21 protein-coding genes are annotated in these 23227 nt (G+C 70.9%); 12 read left to right on the top strand and 9 right to left on the bottom strand.

The genetic code is table 11. The features are described from left to right. The first annotated feature begins 96 nt into the window (after positions 1 to 96). The 6 genes from ACZ4S3_RS14070 (at position 97) to ACZ4S3_RS14045 (ending at position 7315) form a co-directional block, all read left to right on the top strand. Positions 97 to 1392 carry a M18 family aminopeptidase gene (locus tag ACZ4S3_RS14070; protein WP_467931971.1) on the top strand — a complete coding sequence of 432 codons (1296 nt, stop codon included), beginning with the start codon at positions 97 to 99 and terminating at the stop codon, positions 1390 to 1392. A gap of 1 nt (position 1393) precedes the next feature. After that, complete coding sequence (locus ACZ4S3_RS14065; RefSeq protein ID WP_467931970.1) at positions 1394 to 3304, top strand: AfsR/SARP family transcriptional regulator; 1911 nt, start codon at positions 1394 to 1396, stop codon at positions 3302 to 3304. 157 nt (positions 3305 to 3461) lie between these two features. Then, on the top strand, positions 3462 to 4127 hold the full coding sequence (locus ACZ4S3_RS14060; RefSeq protein WP_467931969.1) for a DUF4232 domain-containing protein: 666 nt from the start codon (positions 3462 to 3464) through the stop codon (positions 4125 to 4127). A 315-nt stretch (positions 4128 to 4442) separates the two neighbouring features. Further along, complete coding sequence (locus tag ACZ4S3_RS14055) at positions 4443 to 5501, top strand: NlpC/P60 family protein (protein ID WP_467931968.1); 1059 nt, start codon at positions 4443 to 4445, stop codon at positions 5499 to 5501. Positions 5502 to 5660: 159 nt separating this feature from the next. Next, complete coding sequence (locus ACZ4S3_RS14050; RefSeq protein ID WP_467931967.1) at positions 5661 to 6494, top strand: helix-turn-helix domain-containing protein; 834 nt, start codon at positions 5661 to 5663, stop codon at positions 6492 to 6494. A gap of 131 nt (positions 6495 to 6625) precedes the next feature. Continuing rightward, positions 6626 to 7315, top strand: a complete 690-nt coding sequence (locus tag ACZ4S3_RS14045; protein ID WP_467931966.1) for a DUF4232 domain-containing protein — start codon at positions 6626 to 6628, stop codon at positions 7313 to 7315. A 52-nt stretch (positions 7316 to 7367) separates the two neighbouring features. Here the strand turns inward: ACZ4S3_RS14045 and ACZ4S3_RS14040 are convergent, their stop codons facing one another. Beyond that, positions 7368 to 9179: an NHL domain-containing thioredoxin family protein gene (locus tag ACZ4S3_RS14040; protein ID WP_467931965.1), complete on the bottom strand. Its 1812-nt coding sequence runs from the start codon at positions 9177 to 9179 to the stop codon at positions 7368 to 7370. A gap of 64 nt (positions 9180 to 9243) precedes the next feature. Here ACZ4S3_RS14040 and ACZ4S3_RS14035 point away from each other — a divergent pair, with 64 nt between their 5' ends. Further along, positions 9244 to 9774 carry an LURP-one-related/scramblase family protein gene (locus ACZ4S3_RS14035; protein ID WP_467931964.1) on the top strand — a complete coding sequence of 177 codons (531 nt, stop codon included), beginning with the start codon at positions 9244 to 9246 and terminating at the stop codon, positions 9772 to 9774. A 28-nt stretch (positions 9775 to 9802) separates the two neighbouring features. On the opposite strand, the gene ACZ4S3_RS14030 is transcribed toward ACZ4S3_RS14035, so the two are convergent. Next, positions 9803 to 10591, bottom strand: coding sequence for a carbon-nitrogen family hydrolase (locus tag ACZ4S3_RS14030; RefSeq protein WP_467931963.1), 789 nt, complete (start codon positions 10589 to 10591; stop codon positions 9803 to 9805). 144 nt (positions 10592 to 10735) lie between these two features. On the opposite strand from ACZ4S3_RS14030, the gene ACZ4S3_RS14025 reads away from it, so the two are divergent. Further along, positions 10736 to 11560: a maleylpyruvate isomerase family mycothiol-dependent enzyme gene (locus ACZ4S3_RS14025; protein WP_467931962.1), complete on the top strand. Its 825-nt coding sequence runs from the start codon at positions 10736 to 10738 to the stop codon at positions 11558 to 11560. 107 nt (positions 11561 to 11667) lie between these two features. On the opposite strand, the gene ACZ4S3_RS14020 is transcribed toward ACZ4S3_RS14025, so the two are convergent. The 3 genes from ACZ4S3_RS14020 to ACZ4S3_RS14010 form a co-directional block, all read right to left on the bottom strand. Beyond that, positions 11668 to 13005, bottom strand: coding sequence for an MFS transporter (locus ACZ4S3_RS14020; protein ID WP_467931961.1), 1338 nt, complete (start codon positions 13003 to 13005; stop codon positions 11668 to 11670). After that, positions 13002 to 13688, bottom strand: a complete 687-nt coding sequence (locus ACZ4S3_RS14015; protein WP_467931960.1) for a GntR family transcriptional regulator — start codon at positions 13686 to 13688, stop codon at positions 13002 to 13004. Before ACZ4S3_RS14015 ends, ACZ4S3_RS14020 begins: the two co-directional genes overlap by 4 nt. A gap of 114 nt (positions 13689 to 13802) precedes the next feature. After that, entirely contained in the window at positions 13803 to 14669 is an 867-nt protein-coding gene (locus ACZ4S3_RS14010; RefSeq protein WP_467931959.1) for a GNAT family N-acetyltransferase, read from the bottom strand. A 204-nt stretch (positions 14670 to 14873) separates the two neighbouring features. Here ACZ4S3_RS14010 and ACZ4S3_RS14005 point away from each other — a divergent pair, with 204 nt between their 5' ends. Beyond that, on the top strand, positions 14874 to 15050 hold the full coding sequence (locus tag ACZ4S3_RS14005; protein ID WP_467931958.1) for a hypothetical protein: 177 nt from the start codon (positions 14874 to 14876) through the stop codon (positions 15048 to 15050). An 87-nt stretch (positions 15051 to 15137) separates the two neighbouring features. Here ACZ4S3_RS14005 and ACZ4S3_RS14000 read toward each other — a convergent pair whose 3' ends face one another. From ACZ4S3_RS14000 to pdhA, 3 genes are read right to left on the bottom strand one after another with little or no spacing between them, the layout of a single operon-like run. After that, positions 15138 to 16583 (bottom strand): dihydrolipoamide acetyltransferase family protein, encoded by a 1446-nt coding sequence (locus ACZ4S3_RS14000; RefSeq protein ID WP_467931957.1) that lies wholly within the window; start codon positions 16581 to 16583, stop codon positions 15138 to 15140. 24 nt (positions 16584 to 16607) lie between these two features. After that, a complete protein-coding gene (locus ACZ4S3_RS13995) occupies positions 16608 to 17591 on the bottom strand; it encodes an alpha-ketoacid dehydrogenase subunit beta (protein WP_467931956.1) in 984 nt (327 codons plus the stop codon). A 2-nt stretch (positions 17592 to 17593) separates the two neighbouring features. Then, entirely contained in the window at positions 17594 to 18805 is a 1212-nt protein-coding gene (gene pdhA / locus ACZ4S3_RS13990) for a pyruvate dehydrogenase (acetyl-transferring) E1 component subunit alpha (protein ID WP_467931955.1), read from the bottom strand. A 329-nt stretch (positions 18806 to 19134) separates the two neighbouring features. On the opposite strand from pdhA, the gene ACZ4S3_RS13985 reads away from it, so the two are divergent. From ACZ4S3_RS13985 to ACZ4S3_RS13975, 3 genes are all read left to right on the top strand, one after another. Further along, on the top strand, positions 19135 to 19794 hold the full coding sequence (locus ACZ4S3_RS13985; RefSeq protein ID WP_467931954.1) for a response regulator: 660 nt from the start codon (positions 19135 to 19137) through the stop codon (positions 19792 to 19794). Between the two features lie 131 nt (positions 19795 to 19925). Then, positions 19926 to 20342 (top strand): pyridoxamine 5'-phosphate oxidase family protein, encoded by a 417-nt coding sequence (locus ACZ4S3_RS13980; RefSeq protein WP_467931953.1) that lies wholly within the window; start codon positions 19926 to 19928, stop codon positions 20340 to 20342. Positions 20343 to 20453: 111 nt separating this feature from the next. Then, the gene (locus ACZ4S3_RS13975) at positions 20454 to 21509 is read left to right on the top strand and encodes a phosphotransferase (RefSeq protein ID WP_467931952.1); all 1056 of its coding nucleotides are present in this window, start codon (positions 20454 to 20456) and stop codon (positions 21507 to 21509) included. 57 nt (positions 21510 to 21566) lie between these two features. Here the strand turns inward: ACZ4S3_RS13975 and ACZ4S3_RS13970 are convergent, their stop codons facing one another. Further along, positions 21567 to 23186, bottom strand: coding sequence for a protein kinase domain-containing protein (locus ACZ4S3_RS13970; protein ID WP_467931951.1), 1620 nt, complete (start codon positions 23184 to 23186; stop codon positions 21567 to 21569). Between the last annotated feature and the right edge of the window lie 41 nt (positions 23187 to 23227).

The following is a 23227-nucleotide window of genomic DNA, read 5'->3' as shown; positions in this document are numbered from 1 at the left end:
GCTTCGGTGTAGATCACACGCATCATGGCCGGAAGGGAGCGGCATCACGCCGCCTGCGCACCAGGAAAGCGGGGTCCGGCTCCTTATGCTGAAGTCATGAGCAAATCCGCCCGCTTTGATCGCGGCCACACCGATGACCTGATGTCTTTCCTTGCGGCCAGTCCGTCGCCGTACCACGCGGTGGCGAATGCGGCGGAGCGGCTGGAGAAGGCCGGTTTCCGGCAGGTCGCGGAGACGGAGGCATGGGACGGGACGAGCGGCGGGAAGTATGTGCTGCGGGGCGGCGCCATCATCGCGTGGTACGTGCCGGAGGGCGCGGCCGCGGCCACTCCGTACCGAATTGTGGGTGCTCACACCGACTCTCCCAATCTGCGGGTCAAGCCGATTCCCGACACCGGTGCGCGCGGCTGGCGGCAGGTCGCCGTCGAGGTGTACGGCGGCACGCTGCTCAACACCTGGCTCGACCGCGATCTGGGGCTCAGCGGGCGGGTGACGCTGCGGGACGGCAGCCACCGGCTGGTGAACGTCGACCGGGCGCTGCTGCGCGTACCGCAGCTGGCCGTGCACCTCGACCGGGCGGTGAACACCGACGGGCTGAAATTGGACAAGCAGCGGCACATGACGCCGATCTGGGGCCTGGGTGAGGTCGCGGAGGGCGATCTGATCGCCTTCGTCGAGGAGGAGATCGGCGTCGCGGCGGGGCACGTACGCGGCTGGGACCTGATGGTGCACAGCATCGAGCCGCCCGCCTATCTGGGGCGCGATCACGAGCTGGTCGCCGGGCCGCGGATGGACAACCTGATCTCCGTGCACGCCGGTACGGCCGCGCTCACCGCAGCGGCCGCCGCCGGAAGCGCGCTGACCACCATCCCGGTACTCGCCGCCTTCGACCACGAGGAGAACGGCAGCCAGTCCGACACCGGCGCCGACGGCCCGCTGCTCGGCACGGTGCTGGAGCGTTCGGTCTTCGCCCGCGGCGGCTCGTACGAGGACCGGGCGCGGGCCTTCGCGGGCACCATCTGCCTGTCGTCCGACACCGGCCACGCCGTCCACCCCAACTACAGCGAGCGGCATGAGCCGGGGCATCACCCGATGCCCAACGGCGGGCCGATCCTCAAGGTCAATGTGAATCAGCGGTATGCCACCGACGGCAGTGGCCGGGCGGTGTTCGCGGCGGCCTGTGAACGGGCAGAGGTGCCGTGGCAGTCCTTTGTGTCGAACAACTCGATGCCGTGCGGGACGACGATCGGACCGATCACCGCCGCCCGGCACGGCATCGCGACGGTCGACATAGGCGTAGCGATCCTCTCCATGCACTCGGCACGTGAGCTGTGCGGCGCCAAGGACCCGTATCTGCTGGCGAACGCCCTGACGGCCTTCCTGGAGGGCTGAGTTGGAATTCTCACTGCTGGGCCCGATCGCCGTCACCACCGGCACCGGGGAGCTGTCGCTCGGGCCCGCCAAACGGCGCAGCGTGTTGGCGCTGCTGCTGTTGCAGCCCAACACCACCGTCCCCCTGGAGCAGTTGATCGACTCCCTGTGGGAGGACGAGCCGCCCGAACACGCCCGCACGGTCGTCCAGGGGCATGTCTCGCGGCTGCGCGCGACCCTCGCCGAGGGCGGGGCGGCCGTGTACGGCATCGAGCTGACCACCCATGGATCGGCCTATCTGCTGCAGCTGCCGGAAGAGCTGATCGACGCCCACCGGTTCGGGGAGCTGGTGACGCTGGCGCGGCCGGAGGCGGCGCCAGCCGATGCCGTGCCACTGCTGCGCGAGGCGCTGGGGCTGTGGCGCGGCCCGGCGCTGACCGGCACGGTCACCAGCCCGCCGTTCGCGGCCGCGGCGCATGCCCTGGAGGAGCGCCGGCTGACGGCCGTCGAGGCGCTGGCGCGGGCGCACGGCGCGCTCGGTGAGCAGGAGCAGGCCGCGGCCATTCTCTATTCCGCGGCCGTCAACCACCCGCTGCGGGAAGGGCTGATCGCCGCGCTGATGCGGGCGCTGTTCCGGGCGGGCCGGCAGTCCGATGCGCTGGAGTGGTTCCATCGCACGCGGCGGCTGCTCAATGAGGAGCTGGGGGTTGATCCCGGTGAGCGGTTGAGCGGTGCGTATGAGGAGATCTTGCGGGCGGAGCGGGAGGGGCGGACGGCCGCACCTCCCTCCGGGGGCGCCGACAGGGAGCGCCCGGCCGCTGGGTCGGCGGCTCCTGCGGCCGGTCCGGATCAGGCGGCCGTGCAAGGCGGCACCACGGCGCCCGGCGCCCGGGACGGGGCCGGGCGGGCGGCGCCACGGCTGCTGCCCAGGCCGCCTGCCCGATTCCTCGGGCGTGAGGAGCAACTTGCCGCGCTGACCGATGTGCTGACGGACCACACGACGAGCGAGAGCCCGCTCGCGGTGGTCGCGGGACCGGCCGGCGTCGGCAAGACGGCATGCGCCGTGCAGTGGGCGCATCTGCACGCCGCGGCCTTCCCGGACGGACAGCTCTTCGCCGATCTGCGCGGCTTCGGCGAAGGCGACGAGGCACCGGCGGCCGAGATCCTGCGCGACTTCCTGCTCGCGCTCGGCACGCCCCCGGAGCGGGTGCCCGGCTCGGCTCAGGCGGCCTCCGCGCTGTTCCGGTCGCTGGTCGCCGAGCGCCGGCTGCTGGTGGTCCTCGACAACGCGCGCAGCTCGGCGCAGGTCCGGCCGCTGCTGCCCGGCGGGCCGCACTGCGCCACGGTCGTCACCAGTCGCAGCCGTCTCGACGGTCTGGTCGCCACCGACTGCGCCCGGCCGGTCGGCATCCAGGTGCTCGGCCACGAGGAAGGCGCGGCGCTGCTGGGCGCGATGCTCGGCCCGGAGCGGGTCGCCGAGGACCCGGCCGCCGCCCGGGAACTGGTGGATCTGTGTGACGGGCTGCCGCTGGCGCTGCGGGCCGCGGCCGCCCAGCTGACCGCCCGGCCGCGCTGGCGGCTGGCCCGGCTGGCCGCCGCGCTGCGCGACGAACAGCGGCGGCTGGCGCTGCTGTCGGCGGAGGACACCGGAATCGCGGCGGCGCTGCGGATGTCGGTGGCCCGGCTGTCGGCGGACGACGCCCGGCTGCTCAGCGCGCTGGCCACGAGCGCGGACGGGCATCTGAACGCGTCGGTGGCGGCGGCGCTCGCCGGGTACGACCCGGAGCGCACCCAGGACGGGCTGGACCGGCTGGCGGAGATGCATCTGGTGGACGAAGAGGCCACCGATGTCTACACGATCAGCACGCTCACCCAGCTGTTCGCGCGGGACGAGAGGGATGAGCGCGGCGAGAAGGGCGGCACCGGTAAGTGAGCGGCCTCGGCGGGCGAGTGCGGGCGGCGCGTTAGGCAAGTGTTAGCGGACCGGCAGCGGCGGGCGGCACTGTGGTGGACAGACCGCAGGACCGAGCCGGGGCGAACTGGACAGGACCAGTCTCGCGTCGGCCGGAACGCCCAGGGGGAGACCTGACATGGCACATCTCGAGCCCGCTTACCGCACCCGTACCGCCCACCGCCGCGCGCTGCGTATCGCCGCGGCCGGGATGGCCGTCGGCGCCGCGCTCACCCTCACCGCCTGCGGCAGCAGCCAGGACGACGCCGCCGCTCTCCAGACCTGGCCCACCGAGCAGTCCGTGCCCCAGGCCCGGGAGGCCAAGGCCCCCGCGGCCAAGGACGCCATCGGCCGGGGCGCGCAGGGGGCCGGCGCCCGGCACATCGCCTGTGATGCGGCGAAGATCCGTATCGTGGCGAAGCCGCTCACCCGGCCGGTCAACCACCTTCTGCTGGAAGCCACCAACACCTCCGGTGCCACCTGCGACCTCTACGCCGCGCCGTTCCTGGGGTTCGACGACGCGCAGTCCCCGCTCCCCCCGCTCCCGGACAGCAAGCCGCAGGCCGTGGTCACCCTCGCACCCGGCTCGTCCGGCTACGCCGCCGTACTGACCTCGTCCGCGGACGGCAGCGGACGCCACGGCCGCAAGGCGACCTCACTGAGCGTCAGCCTGCCCGGCCGCAGCGGCAGCGGCAGCGTGGACGGCGCCGCGAAGGTCGCGCTGCCGGGAGGCTCGGCATACATCGACGACAGCGCGTGGGTGACGTACTGGCAGTCGGACCCGAGCGACGCCGCCGCTTGGTAGGCCGCCTCCCCACCCGATGAACCAGGGCGCCCGCACCCCCGGCGGGCGCCCTTCCTCGTGCCGGAAACGCTCAGGCCGCGGCGGGTGGCGTCCCGTCATGTCCCAGCAATGCCCGTACGTCGTCCCGCTCTCGGCCTTTTCCCGCACGTCTGCGCAGGTCAGCGCCTGGTGCTCGGGCGGGACGTCCCATGGGACGGGAGGCGCCCTGCGGTCGCCCCACCCCGGAACACGATGGTTGCCGTCGCCGCGACCTGACCATCCGGTGGCACACCGAGCGCCAGTGGGCCGACCGGCCGTACACGGAGGGGAATGGGCATGTACGAGCACCAGCAAGGGAGCACGCCCCCGGCGGACGGCGCAAGCCCGGGGGACGTCATCGGGGATGGTGTCATCGGGAACGGCGGCAAGGAGCTGGGGCCGCGCTCTGCGTTCCGTAGGACCATGCTGCGCAGGGTGATACCCGGGGTCGCCGCGGCGGGCATAGGCATCGGCGCGTTCGCCGGATTCGCCCACGGCAGCGAGGGCGGCGCCGCGGCGGCCGGCGGGCACTCCGTGGCCACGACCAAACTCGCCCGCGATACCGCCACCAAGGCCGCCGGCGCCTCCGCGCTGACCGCCCGTGCCACCGGCGCCGGCTCCGTACGGCAGGCCGCGGCCGCCGACTTCCCCACCTGGGGCACACGATGGGTGGTGCACGCCACCGCCGACACCAACTCGCCCTCGGCCGGAATGATCAACAAGTCCGCGCCGGGGCAGGACCGGATAACCGCCGACTACCAGGTCGACACCGGCCGCAGGGTGTGTGAGGGCAACGCCTGCTCGACGTTCATGGCGCATATCACCGGCCCGGTCAGCGGATTCCTCAGCGTGGTCGCGGTGGACATCCCGCAGGACCGGCTGCCCGGGGTGCCGGTGCAGGGCAGCCCGCCGTCTCCGCCGTCGGGCGGTACCCGCCAGGAGGTGCTGAACCGCGCCGCGACCTGGCTCACCGCGAACGGCGGCGCCCAGGTCCCGTACAGCCAGGCCAAGGTCTGGAAGGACGGCTACCGCCAGGACTGCTCCGGCTATGCGTCGATGGCGCTCGGCCTGCCGACGCCCGGCACCAACACCGTGGGGCTGGCGGGCAACCGCGGCATCACCCGGCCCATCTCGGTGGGCGAGCTGAAGCCCGGTGACCTGCTGATCGACGCCTCCGGCGACAACAACACCCGGCATGTGGTGATCTTCGAGAAGTGGAACAACGACGCGCACTCCTCGTACACCGCGTACGAGCAGCGCGGCGGGCACGGCACCGACCACCGGAGCCTGACGTATGGACTGCCGGGCGGAGACGCCGAGTTCAAGCCGTACCGTCCGGTGAAGTTCGGCGACTGAGTGCGCCTTACGGGCTGTGATGTTTCACGTAAAACATTCCGCCGTTTCACGTGAAACGTCACCAACTGATCCGGGTCCGATCCGGATCGCGTAACGAGGGATACTTCCGCCACAGGGGAGCGGAAGTATCCCTCGCGCGCACATGTCCGCTGTGCTGGAATGCCAGACGTGCCTGGCAATCCGAACCAGCCCGCAAATGTCCGCCGAAAGCCCCTGGCCCCTCTTCCCGACGAACTCACCGGACCCATACGGGACTTCGTCACCGCGCTGCGCCGTATGCACGGCGAACTGGGGTACAGCCTCCAGGACTTGGCGGGCCGGCTGCCCGCCAGCCGCTCCTCCCTTTCGCGCTATCTGCGCGGCCAGAGCCTGCCGGACGAACGGCTGCTCGTGCAGTGGTGCAAGCTCTCCTTCACCGGCGAGGACCGGCTGCCGGCGCTGGTCGAGCTGCTGCACCGGGCCCATGAGGTGGCGGATGGTTTGCCCTCGCCCGTCCCGGAGGCCGAGGTTGATGCCGAGGCGGGGGACGCGGCCGCGGAGACACCGGCCCGCCGGCGGCGGCTGCCGCTGGTGCTTGCGGTGGTGGGTACGGTCGCCGTGCTGGCCGCCGCCGCGTTCGCCGTACCGGCCCTGACCGGCTCGGGGCCGGACGGGCCGCAGGGCACGGCAGCCGGCACCGGGTCCGCCCGGATCACCGTCCACAACGTCGAGCGGGCCTGCCGGCACAGCCGCGGCGAGAACTGTGCCCTCGGGCTGGCCCGTGACCCGTACGTCCCCTACCGCCGCTCCAATGTCGTCGGCCATGTCTGGCACGGCGATGTGCTGCACGCGCGGTGCCGGATCGCCAACGGGATCACGGTCACGGACGAGGCGGGCGGACACAGCAGCATGTGGTTCCAGGTCGACCACGACGGCGAGCAGGCGTGGGTGCCGGGCATCCGGATCCGCCCGGAACAGCTGGAGAACAGCGGTTTGCCCAGTTGTCCGGACTGATCCTGGAACGGCCGGCCAGGCGGTGCAGACCCCGCGGAACCCGTCCTGGTGCATCGACCGGCGATCGATATCGTGGCGGTGCCATGACAGACGCGCCTCGCTGATCCGTTGACTTTCTGGGGGACTCACCCATGACCGCACGCCGCTCCCGCCGCTACCGCGCCGCGTATACCGCGCTGGCCCTCGGGCTCGCCGGTTCGCTCGCGCTGACCGGCTGCAACAGCCACTCCTCCAAGAAGTCGAAGAAGACCTCTTCCTCGTCCCTGAAGGGCAAGAAGAGCAAGAAGCACAAGATCATCGGCGGGGGCGCGGCCACAGGTGCGGGTGCGGGTGCCGCGGCGAGCAGGCGGCGGAGCGCGTGCCGCCCCGTGCCTGGCTCGTTCACGTTCATCGCGGTGTCGGAACCGAGCCACGTGATCCTGAAGTACAAGAACAAGCGCAGCTCGTCCTGCTATCTCTACAACGCTCCGATGCTGTTCCGCGGCGAGGACGGCACCAAGGATATGCCCTACGACCGCACCAAGCCGCTGGCGTTCTACAACGGCGAGCCGGGGTTCATGGGAGACGGCCGGATCCAGGTCCAGGCGGGCGGCTACGCCTACGCGAGCATCCCGACCAAGACCGCCTCCGACAAGGGGAAGCCACAAGACCTCATGTACCTCGGGGTCACGCAGCCGTACAACAGCAAAATGCAGGGGACGGCCACGCCGCTGCACTTCGGGCGGTACGACAGGCATCCGTCCATCGGCAAGACCGCCAAGGTCGGCAACTGGTACCTGCAGAAGAGCATGGCCGAGATGAAGACCGACACCGGCAAGTGACCGGCCGGGCTCCGGGGTCGCCCCCGGAGCCCGTCTCGTCCGGTCTGCGGCCCTAGCCCTCCGCGTCCAGGCCCGCCAGCACGAGCGCCAGCCGGCTCGTCCCCCTGTCGACGACCCGTACCGGCACGCCCCAGTCCTGCTGGTGCACATGGCAGGCGGGGTACTCGATGGCGGGGTCGTCATCGCAGGACGCCGCCATGGCCGAGACGTGCAGCACGCCCTCGGTCACGCCGTCCGCGAGCACCAGATCCCGGCTGAGGTCGGTGTCCGGACCCGCGCCGGCGGCGAGCAGCTCCGGCGGGGTGGCGCTGACCAGCAGCCGCGTCGAGGGGCCGTAGCGGGTGTCGAGCTTCTGGCCCGCGGGGGCCTGGAAGACCACGTCCAGCCGGAGCTTGCCCGGGGCCACCTCGGTGGCCGCCCGCTGGGTGCGGTGCGCCACCGACTCGACGCGGACCGCCTCCTCGGGGAGCCGCAGCCGGGTCAGGCGGTGCCGCGCCGACTCCACCACCACGATGTCGTCGTCGGCCAGCACCGCCGCCGAAGGCTCCCGCAGATCGGTCGCCAGCGTCGTCACCTCGCCGCTCGCGGGGTCGAAGCGGCGCAGCGCGTGGTTGTAGGTGTCCGCAATGGCGACCGAGCCGTCGGGCAGCGCCGTGACACCCAGCGGGTGCTGCAGCAGTGCCTGGTCGGCGGCGCCGTCGCGGTGCCCGAAGTCGAAGAGACCGGTGCCGACGGCCGTCCGGACCTCATAGCCCTCGCCCTCGTCCGCGCGCTGCACCCATCGCACGGCGCTGGTCTCCGAGTCCGCGATCCACAGCCGGTCACCCGCCGCCGCGAGCCCGGAAGGCTGGGCGAACCAGGCCTCCGCCGCCGGACCGTCCACCAGGCCCTCGTTGGTGGTGCCGGCCGCGACCTGCACCGTTCCCGTGACCGGGTCGTATGTCCACAGCTGGTGCACACCGGCCATGGCGATCCACAGCCGGTCCTGCCACCAGGCGATGTCCCAGGGCGAGGAGAGATCCACCTCGCGGGCCGGTCCCGAGGTCGGCGAGCCCTGCCACCACTGCTTGCCGGTGCCCGCCACCGTCTCCAGCGCACCGGTCTCGGGGTCGAGGACCCGGATGGCGTGGTTGACGGTGTCCGCGACGGCGACCTTGCCGCCGGGCAGCAGCGCCAGGCCCTGCGGCTCGTTGAAGGAATCGGGCGTCAGCCCGCGCTCGCCGGTCCCGATCCGGCGGAGCACCCGCTCGCCGTCCGCCGCCAGCTCCACCAGCTGGTGCCGGGTGGTGTCCGAGACGAGGAAGCTGCCTCCGGGCAGCCGTACGGCCTTGCCGGGGAAGCGCAGGTCGGTGGCGACCGGCTCCGGCGGTACGTACGGGCCGTCGCCGCGGCGGAGCGTCCCCTTCTCGCCGTGCTCGGCGGTCAGCTCCTCGACGAGCTTCTCGATGGCGTGGGCATGGCCCTCGCCGGCGTGCTGGGCGACGACATAGCCCTCGGGGTCGATGACGACGAGGGTGGGCCAGGCCCGGACGGCGTACTGCTTCCAGGTGGCGAGCTCGGGGTCGTCGAGGACCGGGTGCTCGACCCCGTAGCGCTCGACGGCGTCCACGACCGCCTGGTGCTCGGCCTCGTGGACGAATTTCGGGGAGTGCACGCCGATGATCACGACGGTGTCGCGGTGGCGCTCCTCCAGCTCCCGCAGTTCGTCCAGGACGTGCAGGCAGTTCACACAGCAAAACGTCCAGAAATCGAGGATAACAATGCGTCCTCGCAGGTCAGACAGGGTGAGTTCATTACCGCCGGTGTTGAGCCAGCCGCCCTTGCCGATCAGCTCGGGGGCCCGGACGCGCGCACGTGAAGCCATGTGGACATTCAACGTCACCCCGGTGCCCGTGCATTCCGCAGGGGTCCCGGGGAACACCTCAGCCATGCAGCAATCACCCGGGGGACGGCCCCCGTACCCCCGCAAGTACCTCGTACGTGACCGGATTCTCGGCATCGGTGATGACTACTGGATCGAGGACGATCACGGGCGGCACGCCTTCCTGGTCGACGGGAAGGCGCTGCGGCTGCGGGAGACCTTCGAGCTGAAGGATCTGCACGGCCGGGTGCTGGTCACCATCCGCAAGAAGATGCTGGCTCTGCGCGACACGATGACCATCGAGCGGGACGACCACCCGCTGGCCACCATCAAGCGCAAGCGGCTCTCGCTGCTGCGCAACCACTATCGCGTGGAGCTCGTGGACGGCACCGAGCTGGACGTCAGCGGCAAGATCCTGGACCGGGAGTTCGCGGTCGAGTACGAGGGCGAGCTGCTGGCCGAGATCTCGCGGCGCTGGCTGACCGTGCGGGACACGTACGGGGTCAATGTCGTCCGGGAGGACGCGGACCCGGCGCTGCTGATCGCCGTCGCGGTGTGTGTGATCCGGCTGGCGGAGCGGGAGCACGGGGACGACTGAGGGCGCCCCGTCCGGTGCGGCTCGGCCGCTACGGCCGGTCGAGGCCCAGGACGCGGTCGCGCAGGACGGGGAAGTCGGCGCGGGTCTCGGCGACCTTGGCCGGGTCGAGATCCACGGTCAGCACCTCTTCGTCCGGCCCGGCCTCGCCGAGCACCTCGCCCCAGGGGTCGACGACAACGCTGTGACCGGCCTGCTCGACCCCGGCGTGGGTACCTGCGGTGCCGCAGGCCAGGACGTAGCACTGGTTCTCCACGGCACGGGCGCGGGCCAGCAGCGACCAGTGCGCGCGCCGGCGTGCCGGCCAGCCGGCCGGCACGAGCAGCAGCTCCGCGCCGTCCGCCGTCAACTGCCGGAAGAGTTCGGGGAAGCGGAGGTCGTAGCAGGTGGCCAGCCCCAGGACGGTCCCCGGCAGGCCAACCGTCACGGGCCGGTCGCCGGCGCCCAGCAGAACCGCCTCGCCCTGGTCGAAGCCGAAGCGGTGGATCTTGCGGTAGGTGGCGACGAGGCGGCCGTCGGGGGAGAAGACCAGCGAGGTGTTGTAGAGCGTGCCGTCGGCGGCCCGCTCGATGACGGATCCGGCGTGCAGCCAGACCCCGGCGTCCCGCGCGGCGGACGCCATCGCGTCATGCGTCGGACCGTTCAACGGTTCCGCCTCGGTGGCGAAGAGGCCGGCGGCGAACGCGCCGACCGGCCACAGCTCGGGGAGGACCACCAGATCGCTTTCGGCCTGGTCGCGTACGAGCGAAGCCACCCGCGTCCGCCGTGAATTGACGGATTCCGCCGGGTTCACGTCGATCTGCAGCAGCGAAGCGCGCACAGTACCACCGCCTAAGCTTTCGAACCGGGCCGCCGTCGAACATCCGCCTACGATGGTCACCCGAAAGCACTGCCGGGGTGCCCGTGCGCAGCGTAACTTAACTGCACAGACAGCAGCCCGCGTACGAACCGTCCGAGGGGTCCCGTGACCGTCCATCCCAGCCTTCAGCCCTCCATCGATGCCTGGACGCACTCCATAGAAGCGATAGCCGAGCTGGTGACTCCGCTCGTCGAAGGCGAGTGGAGCAGGGCGACGGACCTCCCAGGGTGGTCCGTGCGCGATGTCGTCTCGCATGTGATCGGCCTGGAATGCGAGATGCTCGGCGACCCGCGGCCGATCCACACCCTGCCGCGCGACCTCTACCACGTGCGCAGCGAGTCGGCCCGCCGCATGGAGGTGCAGGTCGACGTCCGGCGGCACCACACCGCGCCGGAGATGCTCAGCGAGCTCGAATACACCGTCATCCGCCGCTCCCGGCAGCTGCGCAACGAGACCCGTCAGCCGGACGCCGTGGTGCGCAGCCCGCTCGGCGAGGACCGTCCGCTGGAATTCGTGCTGCAGCTGCGGGCCTTCGACGTATGGGTGCATGAGCAGGACCTGCGCCGGGCGCTCGGCAAGCCCGGCAATCTCGACTCCCCCGGCGCCCATGTGACGCGCGATCTGTTGCTGAAGACGCTGCCCGGCACGGTCGCCAAGAAGGCCCAGGCGCCCGCCGATTCGGCCGTGGTCTTCGACATCAGCGGTCCGCTGGAGTTCATGCGCACGGTACGGGTCGACGCCGAGGGCAACGGCACGATCGACGGCAGCGTCTCGCTCGGCCCGACGGTGACGCTCGCCATGGACTGGGACACCTTCCACCAGCTGGCCTGTGGCCGCATCCGCCCGGCGGCCGTCGCCGAGCAGATCAAGATCGAGGGCGATCAGGAGCTGGCCTCGGTGATCCTGGACCACCTCGCGTCCACCCCGTAACCGACGCCGGTTTCACGTGAAACAGTGCGGCAAGGGGACGGGTCCGAAGACCCGTCCCCGAAGACATCACACCTGTGGGCGCCGCACCCATGGCTTCCGGCTCGGCCTCACGCCGGAACGTGGACGGCCTCGACCCGGCTGACGACGAGCCGCTCGCGCTCGCGGCGGGCCGCGCGGCTCCGCAGGCGCAGGATCTGCGAGACGCCGATCGCCTCCAGGACGAAGACCGAGGCGAAGGCGATCCGGTAGTTGTCGCCGGTCGCATCGAGCAGTACCCCGATGGCGAGCAGGGTCGTCATCGAGGCGGTGAAGCCACCCATGTTGACGATGCCGGACGCGGTGCCCTGACGCTCGGACGGGTTGGCGGGCCGGGCGAAGTCGAAGCCGATCATCGAGGCGGGCCCGCAGGCACCCAGCACCAGGCACAACGCGATCAGCAGCCCCATGGGAGCGTGATCGTCCGGCCAGGACAGGGTGATCGCCCACAGCAACGCGGTGGCGGCGACGGTGCCCAGGGCCAGCGGTGTACGGGCCGCGTGGTGGCGGGCGATGACCTGGCCGTAGATCAGGCCGACGGCCATGTTGGAGAGCACCACGAGGGTGAGCAGTTCTCCGGCGGTGCCACGGGAGAGGCCCTGCGCCTCGACGAGGAACGGCAGGCCCCACAGCAGCAGGAAGACCATCGCGGGGAACTGGGTGGTGAAGTGCACCCACATGCCCAGTCGGGTGCCGGGCTCGCGCCAGGCGTCCGCGATCTGTCGGCGGATGAATGCCGCGCCGGTGTGCTCGGCGGGCGCGGGCGGCGGCTCGTAGCCCTTGGGGTGGTCCTTGAGGAAGAGCAGCAGCAGGGTCAGGACGACGATGCCGCCCACCGCACTGGCGGCGAAGGTCGGGGTCCAGCCGAAGGTGTGCAGGAACCGGGCGAGAACGAGGGTGGAGATCAAGTTGCCCGCCATCCCGACAAGCGCTGCGATCTGCGCGATCATCGGGCCGCGGCGGGCCGGGAACCAGCGGGAGCCGAGGCGCAGCACGCTGATGAAGGTCATCGCGTCACCGCAGCCGAGCAGGGCACGCGAGCCCAGCGCCATGGGGTACGAGGCGGAGAGCGCGAACCCGAACTGGCCTGCGGTGTAGAGCACCACGCCGATGGTCAGCACCTTCTTGGCGCCGAGCCGGTCGACCAGCAGGCCGACGGGTATCTGCATGCCTGCGTACACCAGCAGCTGCAATATCGAGAAGGTGGACAGCGCCGAGGCGTTGATGTGGAAGCGCTGGGCGGCATCCAGGCCGGCCACGCCGAGGCTCGTACGGTAGGTGATCGCGACGAAGTAGACCGCGACGCCGATGCCCCAGACCGCCACGGCCTGCCGGCCGCCGGGCGGGTCCGAGGGCAGCAGGCGGGCGGCGGCGCCGGACCCGGAGCCGCCGGCACTTCCGCCGCTCATCGCGCCTCTCCCTGCGCGAGGTTGCGGACCCAGCTGACGTGCCGGTGGACGGCGTCGGTCGCCGCGTCCGGGTCGCCGTCCCGCAGCGCCTGGAGGATCTCGGCATGCTCGGCGATGTTCTTGGCGATCCGGTCCGGGTGCGCGTGCATAACGGCGACGCCCATCCGCAGCTGGCGGTCGCGCAGCTGCTCGTAGAGGCGGTCCAGGATCTGGTTGCCGGCGCTGCGCACGATGGCGGCGTGGAAGCACCGGTCGGCGACGGAGACGGCGGCGAGATCACCGGACGCGGACTGCTCCCGCATCGTCTCCAGCAGCTCGGTCAGCTCGCCGATCAGCGCCTCGCTCGCGGGCACGGCCTTGGCCGCCGCGTGCTTTTCCACCAGCAGCCGGGTCTCGACGACATCGGCGATCTCCTGCGCGGAGACCGGCAGCACCAGCGCGCCCTTCTTCGGGTAGAGCCTGATCAGCCCCTCGACCTCCAGCCGCAGCAGCGCCTCCCGTACCGGCGTCCGCGACACCCCCACGGCCTCGGCCAGCTCGCCCTCGGTGAGCAGCATGCCGCCCTCGTAGTGGCGCTGCAGGACGGCGTCCTTGATGTGCGCATAGACCCGCTCGGCGGCGGGGGGCTGCTTCGCGGGAGGGGAGCCGGTCTCTCTGGCAGAGGCGGTGGACGAAGATGGCATGCGCACAGGATAGATACAACGGGTATGCGTCCGACACGTGATTCCGCGATGCGGACAAAAGAGGGTGTGTTTGTGCTGGTACAGGCGTTATGGGGTCACTTGGCGGCCCGGCGCTCAGCCCGGCATCAGCCCCTGCGCGATCAGCCGGTCCACCACCTGGGAGTGGGCGGGCGCGCACCGATCGCGCGCCTCCCTACGGTCGAACCAGGCGTACTCGGCGATCTCCCGGCCCGGCTCGGGGGCAATCTCCTGGGGGCCACCGATGAAGCACGCCATATGCAGCCGGCGGCCGTTCTTGCCGTGTGCGACGTCGTGGATGACAAACGCCTCCGACAACTGCTCCACGGGAACGACCAGGCCGAGCTCTTCGGACAGCTCCCGCGACAGCGCCTCGCGCGCGGTCTCCCCCGGCTCGTACTTGCCACCCGGAAGGTAGAACGTGTCATTGCCCCGTGTCCGCACGCTCAGCAGCCGCCCCTCGCGCAGGTGCAGCCACGACACCGACCGCAGCGGCGCCTCCCGCTCCATGCGCATCAGCGGGTGGCCGGTCTCCTCGTCCGTCCGCCACGACCACTGCATGAACCCCAGATGCCGGTAGAACCGGCAGGCGCGCTCATTCTCCTCGAAGACCTCGAGGCTCAGCGCACCGCCCAGCGCCGCCGCATGCTCCACCAACTGCCGCCCGATGCCGCCCCCTTGGGCCTCCGGCGCCACGCACGGCCCGACGATGTCCACACCGCTCCCGGGGCCGGCGCGCCGGCGGGAGTCCGCCAGCCCGAGCATCCCCACGACCCTGCCGTCACGCTCGGCGACCCACTTCTCCGCCCGGACGAGAGGCACCTCGCGCAGGGCCCGCGCCCGCTCGCTCTCGCTCTCGCCCTCGATGAACGGGTGCGCCTGCCGCCAGGCCCGGGACCACAGATCGGCTACCGCTTCCCGGTCGGCCGCCCGATGACGCCTGATGATCGTTTCGCTGCTCACCCCGCCGACCGTAAACAGCCCGGCGAACAGCGGCAAACCCTTTCCCGCCCCGCTCCCCTCTATCGAAAGTGGGACCCAAGGGGGACTGGGGGTCCGACTCAGGGCTGACGTGACTCCGTACCTGACGCGTACGAACCGGGCCGGATCCCATGGGTGAATGGAGGCACGGAGCCGGACGGCTCCGACACTCAAGGGGAGTTGACCATGCAGCCCAGGACGAACGCCGGCCGCCGGACCCGGAACACCGTCGTGGTGGCACTGATCGTCGCCGCCGTCTGGGCGGGCACCACGGTGGCCCGGAACGCCGCACATGCCGATCCCGACGGCCCGACCGGACCGGTGGCGCACTTCAGCAGGGCCGTGGAGCTCATCCGGGGCTGAGTCATCGCGGGCGGAAACGGTCAGGGGCGGTGTTTCACGTGAAACACCGCCCCTGCTGCCGAGATCACCGAGATCAACCCGCCCGGCTCAGCCCCAAGTGATCAGCCGCTTGGGGTGTTCCAGGATCGCCGCGATGTCCGCGAGCAGCTTGGAGCCCAGTTCACCGTCGATCAGGCGGTGGTCGAAGGAGAGCGCGAGGGTGGTGACCTGGCGGGCCTTCACCTTGCCCTTGTGGACCCAGGGCTGGAGCTTGACCGCGCCGAAGGCGAGGATCGCGGACTCCCCCGGATTGAGGATCGGCGTACCGGTGTCGACACCGAAGACGCCGACGTTGGTGATGGTGACCGTACCGCCGGACATCGCCGCCGGGGAGGTCTTGCCCTCGCGTGCGGTGGCGACCAGCTCGGCCAGCTCCTCGGCGAGTTGGGGAAGCGCCTTGACGCCGGCGTCCTTGATGTTCGGCACGATCAGACCGCGCGGAGTGGCCGCCGCGATGCCGAGATTGACGTAGTCCTTGTAGACGATCTCCTGATTCGCCTCGTCCCAGGCCGCGTTGACCTCCGGGTGGCGCTTGATGGCGACCAGGAAGGCCTTGGCGACGAGCAGGAGCGGGTTGACGCGCAGCCCGGCCATGTCCGGGTCCTGCTTCAGCTCCTGGACGAGCTTCATCGTGCGGGTCACGTCGACGGTGATGAACTCCGTGACATGCGGCGCGGTGAAGGCCGAGTTGACCATCGCCTGGGCGGTGGCCTTGCGTACGCCCTTGACCGGCACGCGGCGCTCGCGGGCCGCGGTGCCGAGGACGCCGACGGACTCGGCCTCGGCCGGGGCCTCGGTTACGGCTGCGGCCACGGACGGCGCCGGGGCTGCGGCCGCGTGGACGTCCTCGCGGGTGATGATGCCGTCCGGGCCCGTGGGGGCGATCGTCGCCAGGTCGATGCCGAGATCCTTGGCGAGCTTGCGTACCGGCGGCTTGGCCAGCGGACGGCCGGGGGCCACCGCGACAGCCACCGGAGCGACCGGGGCGACCGGCGCCGGGGCCACCGGAGCGACCGCGGAACGCCCGTTCAGCTCGGCCTGCACCGGCTCCGGCTGGGCGGGAACACCCGGCTGCGGCTTGCGGGCCCGGCGCTTGGTCGAGGCCGGGGCGGCGCCGTAGCCGACGAGCACCGCCTGTCGGCCCTGCGGCTCCGCGTCCTCCTCGGCGGGCACGGCGGCCGCGTCCACGGCCGGGGCGGCGGACTGGTCCGGGGCGGGCCCGGCTCCTGGGTCGGTGTCCACGGAGATGATGGCGGTGCCGACATCGACGGTGACGCCCTCGTCGAAGTGCAGTGCGTGCACCACCCCGTCGTAGGGGCTGGGCAGTTCGACGGCGGCCTTGGCGGTCTCGACCTCACAGATGACCTGGCCGTCGGTGACGGTGTCGCCCGGCTGGACGTACCACTTGAGGATCTCGGCCTCGGTGAGACCCTCGCCCACGTCGGGCATCTTGAACTCGCGGAAGCGCTGAGCGCCTGTGGTGCTTGCAGTCATGGTCACGAACTCTCCTCGAACCCCTCAGTACGCCAGCGCGCGGTCAACGGCGTCCAGCACCCGGTCCAGCCCCGGAAGGTACTCGTCCTCCAGCCGGGACGGCGGATACGGGGCGTGGAAGCCGCCGACCCGCAGGACCGGGGCTTCCAGGTGGTAGAAGCAGCGCTCGGTGATCCGGGCGGCGATCTCCGCACCCGAGCCGAAGAAGACCGGGGCCTCGTGGACGACGACCAGCCGGCCGGTCTTCTCCACCGACGTCTGCACGGTGTCGAAGTCGATCGGGGAGATCGAGCGCAGGTCGACGACCTCGACCGACTTGCCCTCCTCGGCCGCGACCTTGGCGACGTCCAGACAGACCTTCACCATCGGGCCGTAGGCGACGAGCGTGAGGTCGGTACCGGCCTGGGTGACGCGGGCCTTGTGCAGCGGGTCGGGGATCGATTCGGTGTCCAGCCGCGACTTGTCGTGGTAGCGGCGCTTGGGCTCGAAGTAGATGACCGGGTCGTCGCCCGCGATGGCCTGCTGGAGCATCCAGTAGGCGTCGGAGGAGTTCGAAGGAGAGACGATCTTGAGGCCCGCGACATGCGCGAACAGCGCCTCGGGGGACTCGGAGTGGTGCTCGACCGCGCCGATACCGCCCGCGTACGGGATGCGGATGACGACCGGCACCTTGATCTTGCCCAGCGCGCGGGCGTGCATCTTGGCGAGCTGGGTGACGATCTGGTCGTAGGCGGGGAAGACAAAGCCGTCGAACTGGATCTCGACGACCGGACGGTAGCCGCGCAGGGCCAGGCCGATCGCGGTGCCGACGATGCCGGATTCGGCGAGCGGGGTGTCGATCACCCGGTCCTCGCCGAAGTCTTTCTGCAGTCCGTCGGTGACGCGGAAGACGCCGCCGAGCTTGCCGACGTCCTCTCCCATGACGAGGACCTTGGGGTCGGCCTCCATGGAGGTCCGCAGCGATGCGTTGATCGCCTTGGCGATGGTGATCTTCTCGTGGACGGCCATGGTCAGTTCCCCTCCGCGGCGGCATCGGCGTCGGCGAACGACGCCTGGTACGCGGCGAACTGCGCGCGCTCCTCATCGACGAGCGCGTGCCCGTCGGCATAGGCATTCTCGAAGATCGCCATGGGCTCCGGGTCGGGCATGGCGCGTACGACATCGCGGACCCGCTTGCCCAGCGCCTCGCTCTCCTGGTCGATGGCGGCGAGGTAGGCCTCGTCGACAAAGCCCTCGGACTCCAGATAGGTCCGCAGCCGCAGGATCGGGTCCTTGGCCTCCCAGGCGAGCGTCTCCTCGTCCGCCCGGTACTTCGTCGGGTCGTCGGAGGTGGTGTGCGCGCCCATGCGGTACGTGAACGCCTCGACCAGCATGGGGCCCTGGCCGGTACGCGCCCGCTCCAGCGCCGCCTTGGTCACCGCGAGGCAGGCCAGTACGTCATTGCCGTCCACCCGTACGCCCGGGAAGCCGTAGCCGCGGGCACGCTGGTAGAGCGGGACCCGGGTCTGCTTCTCGGTGGGCTCGGAGATCGCCCACTGGTTGTTCTGGCAGAAGAACACGACCGGAGCGTTGTAGACCGCGGAGAAGGTGAAGGATTCGGCGACATCGCCCTGGCTGGAGGCACCGTCGCCGAAATACGCGATGACCGCCGAATCCGCGCCGTCCTTCTGCACGCCCATCGCGTAGCCGGTCGCGTGCAGCGTCTGCGAGCCGATGACGATGGTGTAGAGGTGGAAGTTATTGCTGTTGGGGTCCCAGCCGCCGTGATTGACCCCGCGGAACATGCCCAGCAGGTTCGTCGGGTCGACGCCCCGGCACCAGGCCACACCGTGTTCGCGGTAGGTCGGGAAGACGTAGTCGTCATCGCGCAGCGCGCGGCCGGAACCGATCTGGGCGGCCTCCTGGCCCAGAAGCGAGGCCCACAGACCCAGCTCGCCCTGACGCTGGAGGGTGGTCGCCTCGGCATCGAACCGCCGCGTGAGGACCATGTCGCGATAGAGCCCACGCAGCTCTTCGGGGGACAGGTCGATCGCGTATTCCGGGTGCTCGACCCGCTTCCCTTCCGGGGTCAGCAGTTGTACGAGCTGGTCCTGCTCCGCCTGGTCGGGCCGGCCGGTGGCCTTGGCCTCGGTCGCCTTCTTCGCGGGCGACGCCTTTTTGGCGGTGGTGCGCTTGCTGCCGGCGCGGGTGGTTTTCCGCTGGGCAGTGCCTTCCACGGTCACGTGCTGCTCCTCCGTCTGTCCGGCCCCCGGGGTCCGCCGGTGGCCGTATTGCGGCTCACCCGGTATCCGATACGGCGCACGGGGTGTGTGCGATCGCGGCCGGATCCGGGTGGAACAAAGCGTCCCGGACAGTGGCCTGCTCTTTGCACGTTACCCAGTGCCAAAGCCTAAGTGAAAACGGCGCTGACCTGCGATTTTGCTTGGATTTCCAAGTAAATCGCGAAAGGTGCGAACAACTCCTGGTCACAGCGTTGCAGGCCGCCGGGACAACGGCACGTTATATCGGTGACCTGGAGCACGGGAAGAGTTTGGTGTGTGAGACTGAGGCCGTGCACGAAGACGGAAAAATCACGGTTTTCCTGCTCGATGACCACGAAGTTGTCCGGCGGGGCGTCCACGAAATGCTGTCGGGCGAAGAGGACATCGAGGTCGTCGGCGAGGCGGGTACCGCCGCAGATGCCCTGGTCAGGATCCCTGCCACCCGCCCTGATGTCGCCGTACTGGACATCCGGCTGCCGGACGGCAGCGGCGTGGAGGTCTGTCGCGAGATCCGCGCCCAGAACGAGGACATCGCCTGCCTGATGCTCACCTCGTTCGCCGATGACGAGGCCCTTTTCGATGCGATCATGGCCGGTGCCGCCGGTTATGTCCTCAAGGCCATTCGCGGCAATGAACTGCTCTCCGCGGTCCGCGATGTGGCGGCCGGAAAGTCCCTGCTCGACCCGGTGGCCACGGCGCGCGTCCTGGAACGGCTGCGCGGCGGCAACGGCGCGAAGGGCGACGACCGGCTGGCGAATCTCACCGAACAGGAACGCAAGATCCTCGATCTGATCGGCGAAGGCCTGACCAACCGCGCCATTGGCGAACGGCTCCATCTCGCCGAGAAAACGATCAAGAATTATGTCTCCAGCCTGCTCTCCAAGCTCGGTATGGAACGCCGCTCCCAGGCCGCCGCATATGTCGCGCGCAGGCAGGCGGAGAAACGCTGAAAGGGCCGCTCACCAGGTACGCAGCCCCGAAATCGCCTCCCCGCCCGATTCCCGTGGCCGGGACCTTGGTCCCGGCCTTTTCGGGGCTGCCGCCCCTACTTACCGTCGCGGCGGGAGGGCAGTCTGACGGCATGCCCTCCGACGAATACCGCGCGATGGAGCTGCTGGGCCGGACGCCCTACGGCCGGGTGTCGGCCAGCCGACGGGCGCTGCCGTTCACCACCGTCACCCGCCATCTCCTCCTCGACGGGCAGCTGGTCCTCCGGCTGCACCGCGGCTACGACTACCACCAGGCCCTCGACGGCAGCGTCGTCGCCTACGAGGCGGACAACGTCAACAGCGGCGCGAGCGACACCTGGTCCGTGCAGTTCACCGGCACCGCCCGGGTCTTCCACCCGGCCCTCGCCGAGCGTGCGCTCTTCGGCCGCACCCCACGACTGGCCGACGGCTCGCCCTTCGACCCGGTCTTCCTCCGCATCGAGCCGGAGTTCGTGACCCTGCACCACCTGACGGACGTGCCGGTCTTCCAGTACGCGGGGACCGTGTGACGCGCGGCCCGGTGGCGCACGGCCCATGGGGCCGCTTCCCCCTTCCGTACGCTGCGTGAGGCTTTCCGGCAGACCCACTCCGCCGCACCCAGTTGATCTAACATCTGGCGGGTGCTGCGCTCATCTGTAGCCCGGACGGCGGCAACGCCCGACCGGCACTTCCTCGGATCCCTGCTGAGCCGCTACGAAGGCGCCGGGGATCCCCTGTCGTGTGAACCCGTCGCCGAAGGCCTGCTGAACCACGGCTACTTCCTCGCCACCACACACGGCCGCTACTTCCTCAAGCACCACCTCGACGGCGACCTCGGCGCCATCACCCGCCAGCACCGCGCCACCCGCCGCCTCAGCGACCTCGGGCTGCCGGTCGCCCCTGCGGTCCGCGCCACCGACGGCCGGACCGTCACCGTCCTGGACGGCCGCTGCTACGCCCTGCACCCGTGGGTCGAGGGAAGCCACCTGGGCGGCGCCGCGCTGAGCCGCGCCCAGTCCCGTCGGCTCGGCGCGCTGCTCGGACTGGTGCACACCGCCCTGGACCAGGTCATGGCGGCCGACCCGCGTCCACAGCGGCCCGCCTACCCCACCGACTCCGCCGAACCCGCCCACACCTTCGAGCTGATCGACGAGCTGCTGGCGCTGGCCCGCCGGGCCCGCCCCCGCACCAGCTTCGACGAGCTCGCCGAACACCGCCTCCTGGAGCGCCGGGCCCTGCTGAAGCGGATGGCCCACCGCCGCCCGGCGGCCGGCGCCGCACCCGCCGCGGGCTGGGTGCACGGCGACTTCCATCCGCTCAATGTGCTCTACCGCGGCGCGGAACCGGCCGCGATCGTCGACTGGGACCGGCTGGGCATCCAGCCCCGCGCCGAAGAAGCCGTACGGGCCGCCGCGATCTTCTTCGTACGGCCCTGCGGCACCCTCGACCTGGCCAAGGTGGCGGCGTATGCGGGCGCCTACCGCAGCGCCTGCGGGGCCGGAGCCGACGAACTGGCCGCCGCCGTGCACCGGGTGTGGTGGGAGCGGCTGAACGATTTCTGGATGCTCACCTGGCGGTACCGGCTGGGCGACCCCCGCACCGATCCGCAGTTCCCGGCGGCGGCCGCGCTGGCGGTGTGGTGGACCCGGGAGTACGCGGCGGTGCGGGACGCGTTCGCGGGCCGATGTTCCACGTGAAACGGCGGGCCGCTCCAGAGATCCTGGAGCGGCCCGCCGTTTAAGTCGGCCGGTCGGTCAGCCGCCGGTGACACCCGTCGTCGCACCGCTGTCCGCGCCGGCGTTGGTGCCGGCGTTGGCGCCGCCATCGCTGGTCCCGGTCGTGGTCCCGCCGTCGTCGGCGCCACCGTCCACGGTCCCGCCGTCGGTCGTACCGCCGTCCGTCGTACCGCCGTCACTGGTGTCGGTGGGCGGCGCGGACGTCGGAGGCTCGGACGGCGGCGTCTCCGAGCTGCTGGGCGGCTCGGACGTCGGCGGCGTGCTGGGCTCGGCGCTCGGCGTCGGGGAGTACGTATTGGGGTCGCCGCCCGTGGTGCCGGGCTGGGTCTCCGGTGTGCTCGGCTCGTCCGACGGCGGCTCGGAGGTCTTGTCGCTCTTGGACACCGACGGCGTGGGTGACGTGGTGGCGTCCTTCCCTCCGCCGGTGCCGTTGCCGGTGTTCTTCAGCGCGAAGGCCACGCCCGCCGCGATGGCAATCACCGCAAGCACCGCGATCAGCCAGACCTTGCCGCGGCCGCTCTTGGCGGACCGGTGGCCGCCGTCGAAACCGCCGTCGTCGTCCCGCCCACCGGGCAGGATCGGCTGCGCCGTGGTGCGGCCGGAGTCCGGGTGCGGCAGCGCGGTGGTGGCCGCGTTCCCCATGGCGGGGGTGCTGCCGCCCTCGTGCATCGCGACCGGGCCGGTGTTCCAGGTGCCGCTGTGGCCGCCCTGCTCGTGCAGCATCTGCAGCGAGTACTGAACCAGCCCGCGCATCTCCTCAGCGGTCTGGAAACGGTCGTCCGGATCCTTGGCCAGCGACCGCATGACCAGGCCGTCCAGCTCCGGCGGCACCGCCTCGGCGACCTCGGACGGCGGCACCGGCATGTCCTGGACGTGCTGGTAGACGACCGACAGCGGGGTCTCTCCGGTGAACGGCGGCCGCAGCGCGAGGAGTTCGTACAGCAGGCAGCCGGTGGCGTACAGGTCGGAGCGCGTGTCGACGGTCTTGCCGAGCGCCTGCTCCGGGGAGAGGTACTGCGGGGTGCCCATGACCATGCCGGTCTGGGTCATCGTGGACTGCGCACCGTGCAGGGCACGGGCGATGCCGAAGTCCATGACCTTCACGGCACCGCTGTGCGTGATGATCACGTTCGCGGGCTTGATGTCACGGTGCACGATGCCGTGCTGGTGGCTGTAGGCCAGCGCCTCCAGCACCCCGGAGACGATGATCAGCGCCTGGTCCGGCGGCGGCGCATCGGCGTTGAGCAGCAGGTCACGGATGGTGTGGCCCTCGACCAGCTCCATCACGATGTACGGCACGGTGTTGCCGGCGACGAAGTCCTCGCCGGAGTCATAGACGGCAACAACGGCGTGGTGGTTCAGCCCGGCCACGGACTGTGCCTCGCGCGTGAACCGGGCCTTGGACACCGGGTCCTCGGCAAGGTCGGCGCGCAGCAGCTTCACGGCGACGGTACGGCCCAGCCGCACGTCCTCGGCCGCGAACACCTCCGCCATACCGCCCCGGCCGAGCCGGCGCGTGAGCCGGTAGCGGCCATCGCCGACCAGCCCTCCATTGCCCCACATCTCCGGTGTATCGGGGATGTTGGAGCCGGTGGCCTCAGGATCGGACGGGCCCTGGGGGCTCTGCGTCGGTGCCATCGGTCCTCGCCGTCGAATCGATCCGCATTGAAAGCGGTAAG

Source organism: Streptomyces sp. NPDC028368, assembly GCF_055565615.1.
The sequence above is the reverse complement of the archived record's forward strand: the minus strand, read 5'-3'. Positions and strand labels throughout refer to the sequence as shown.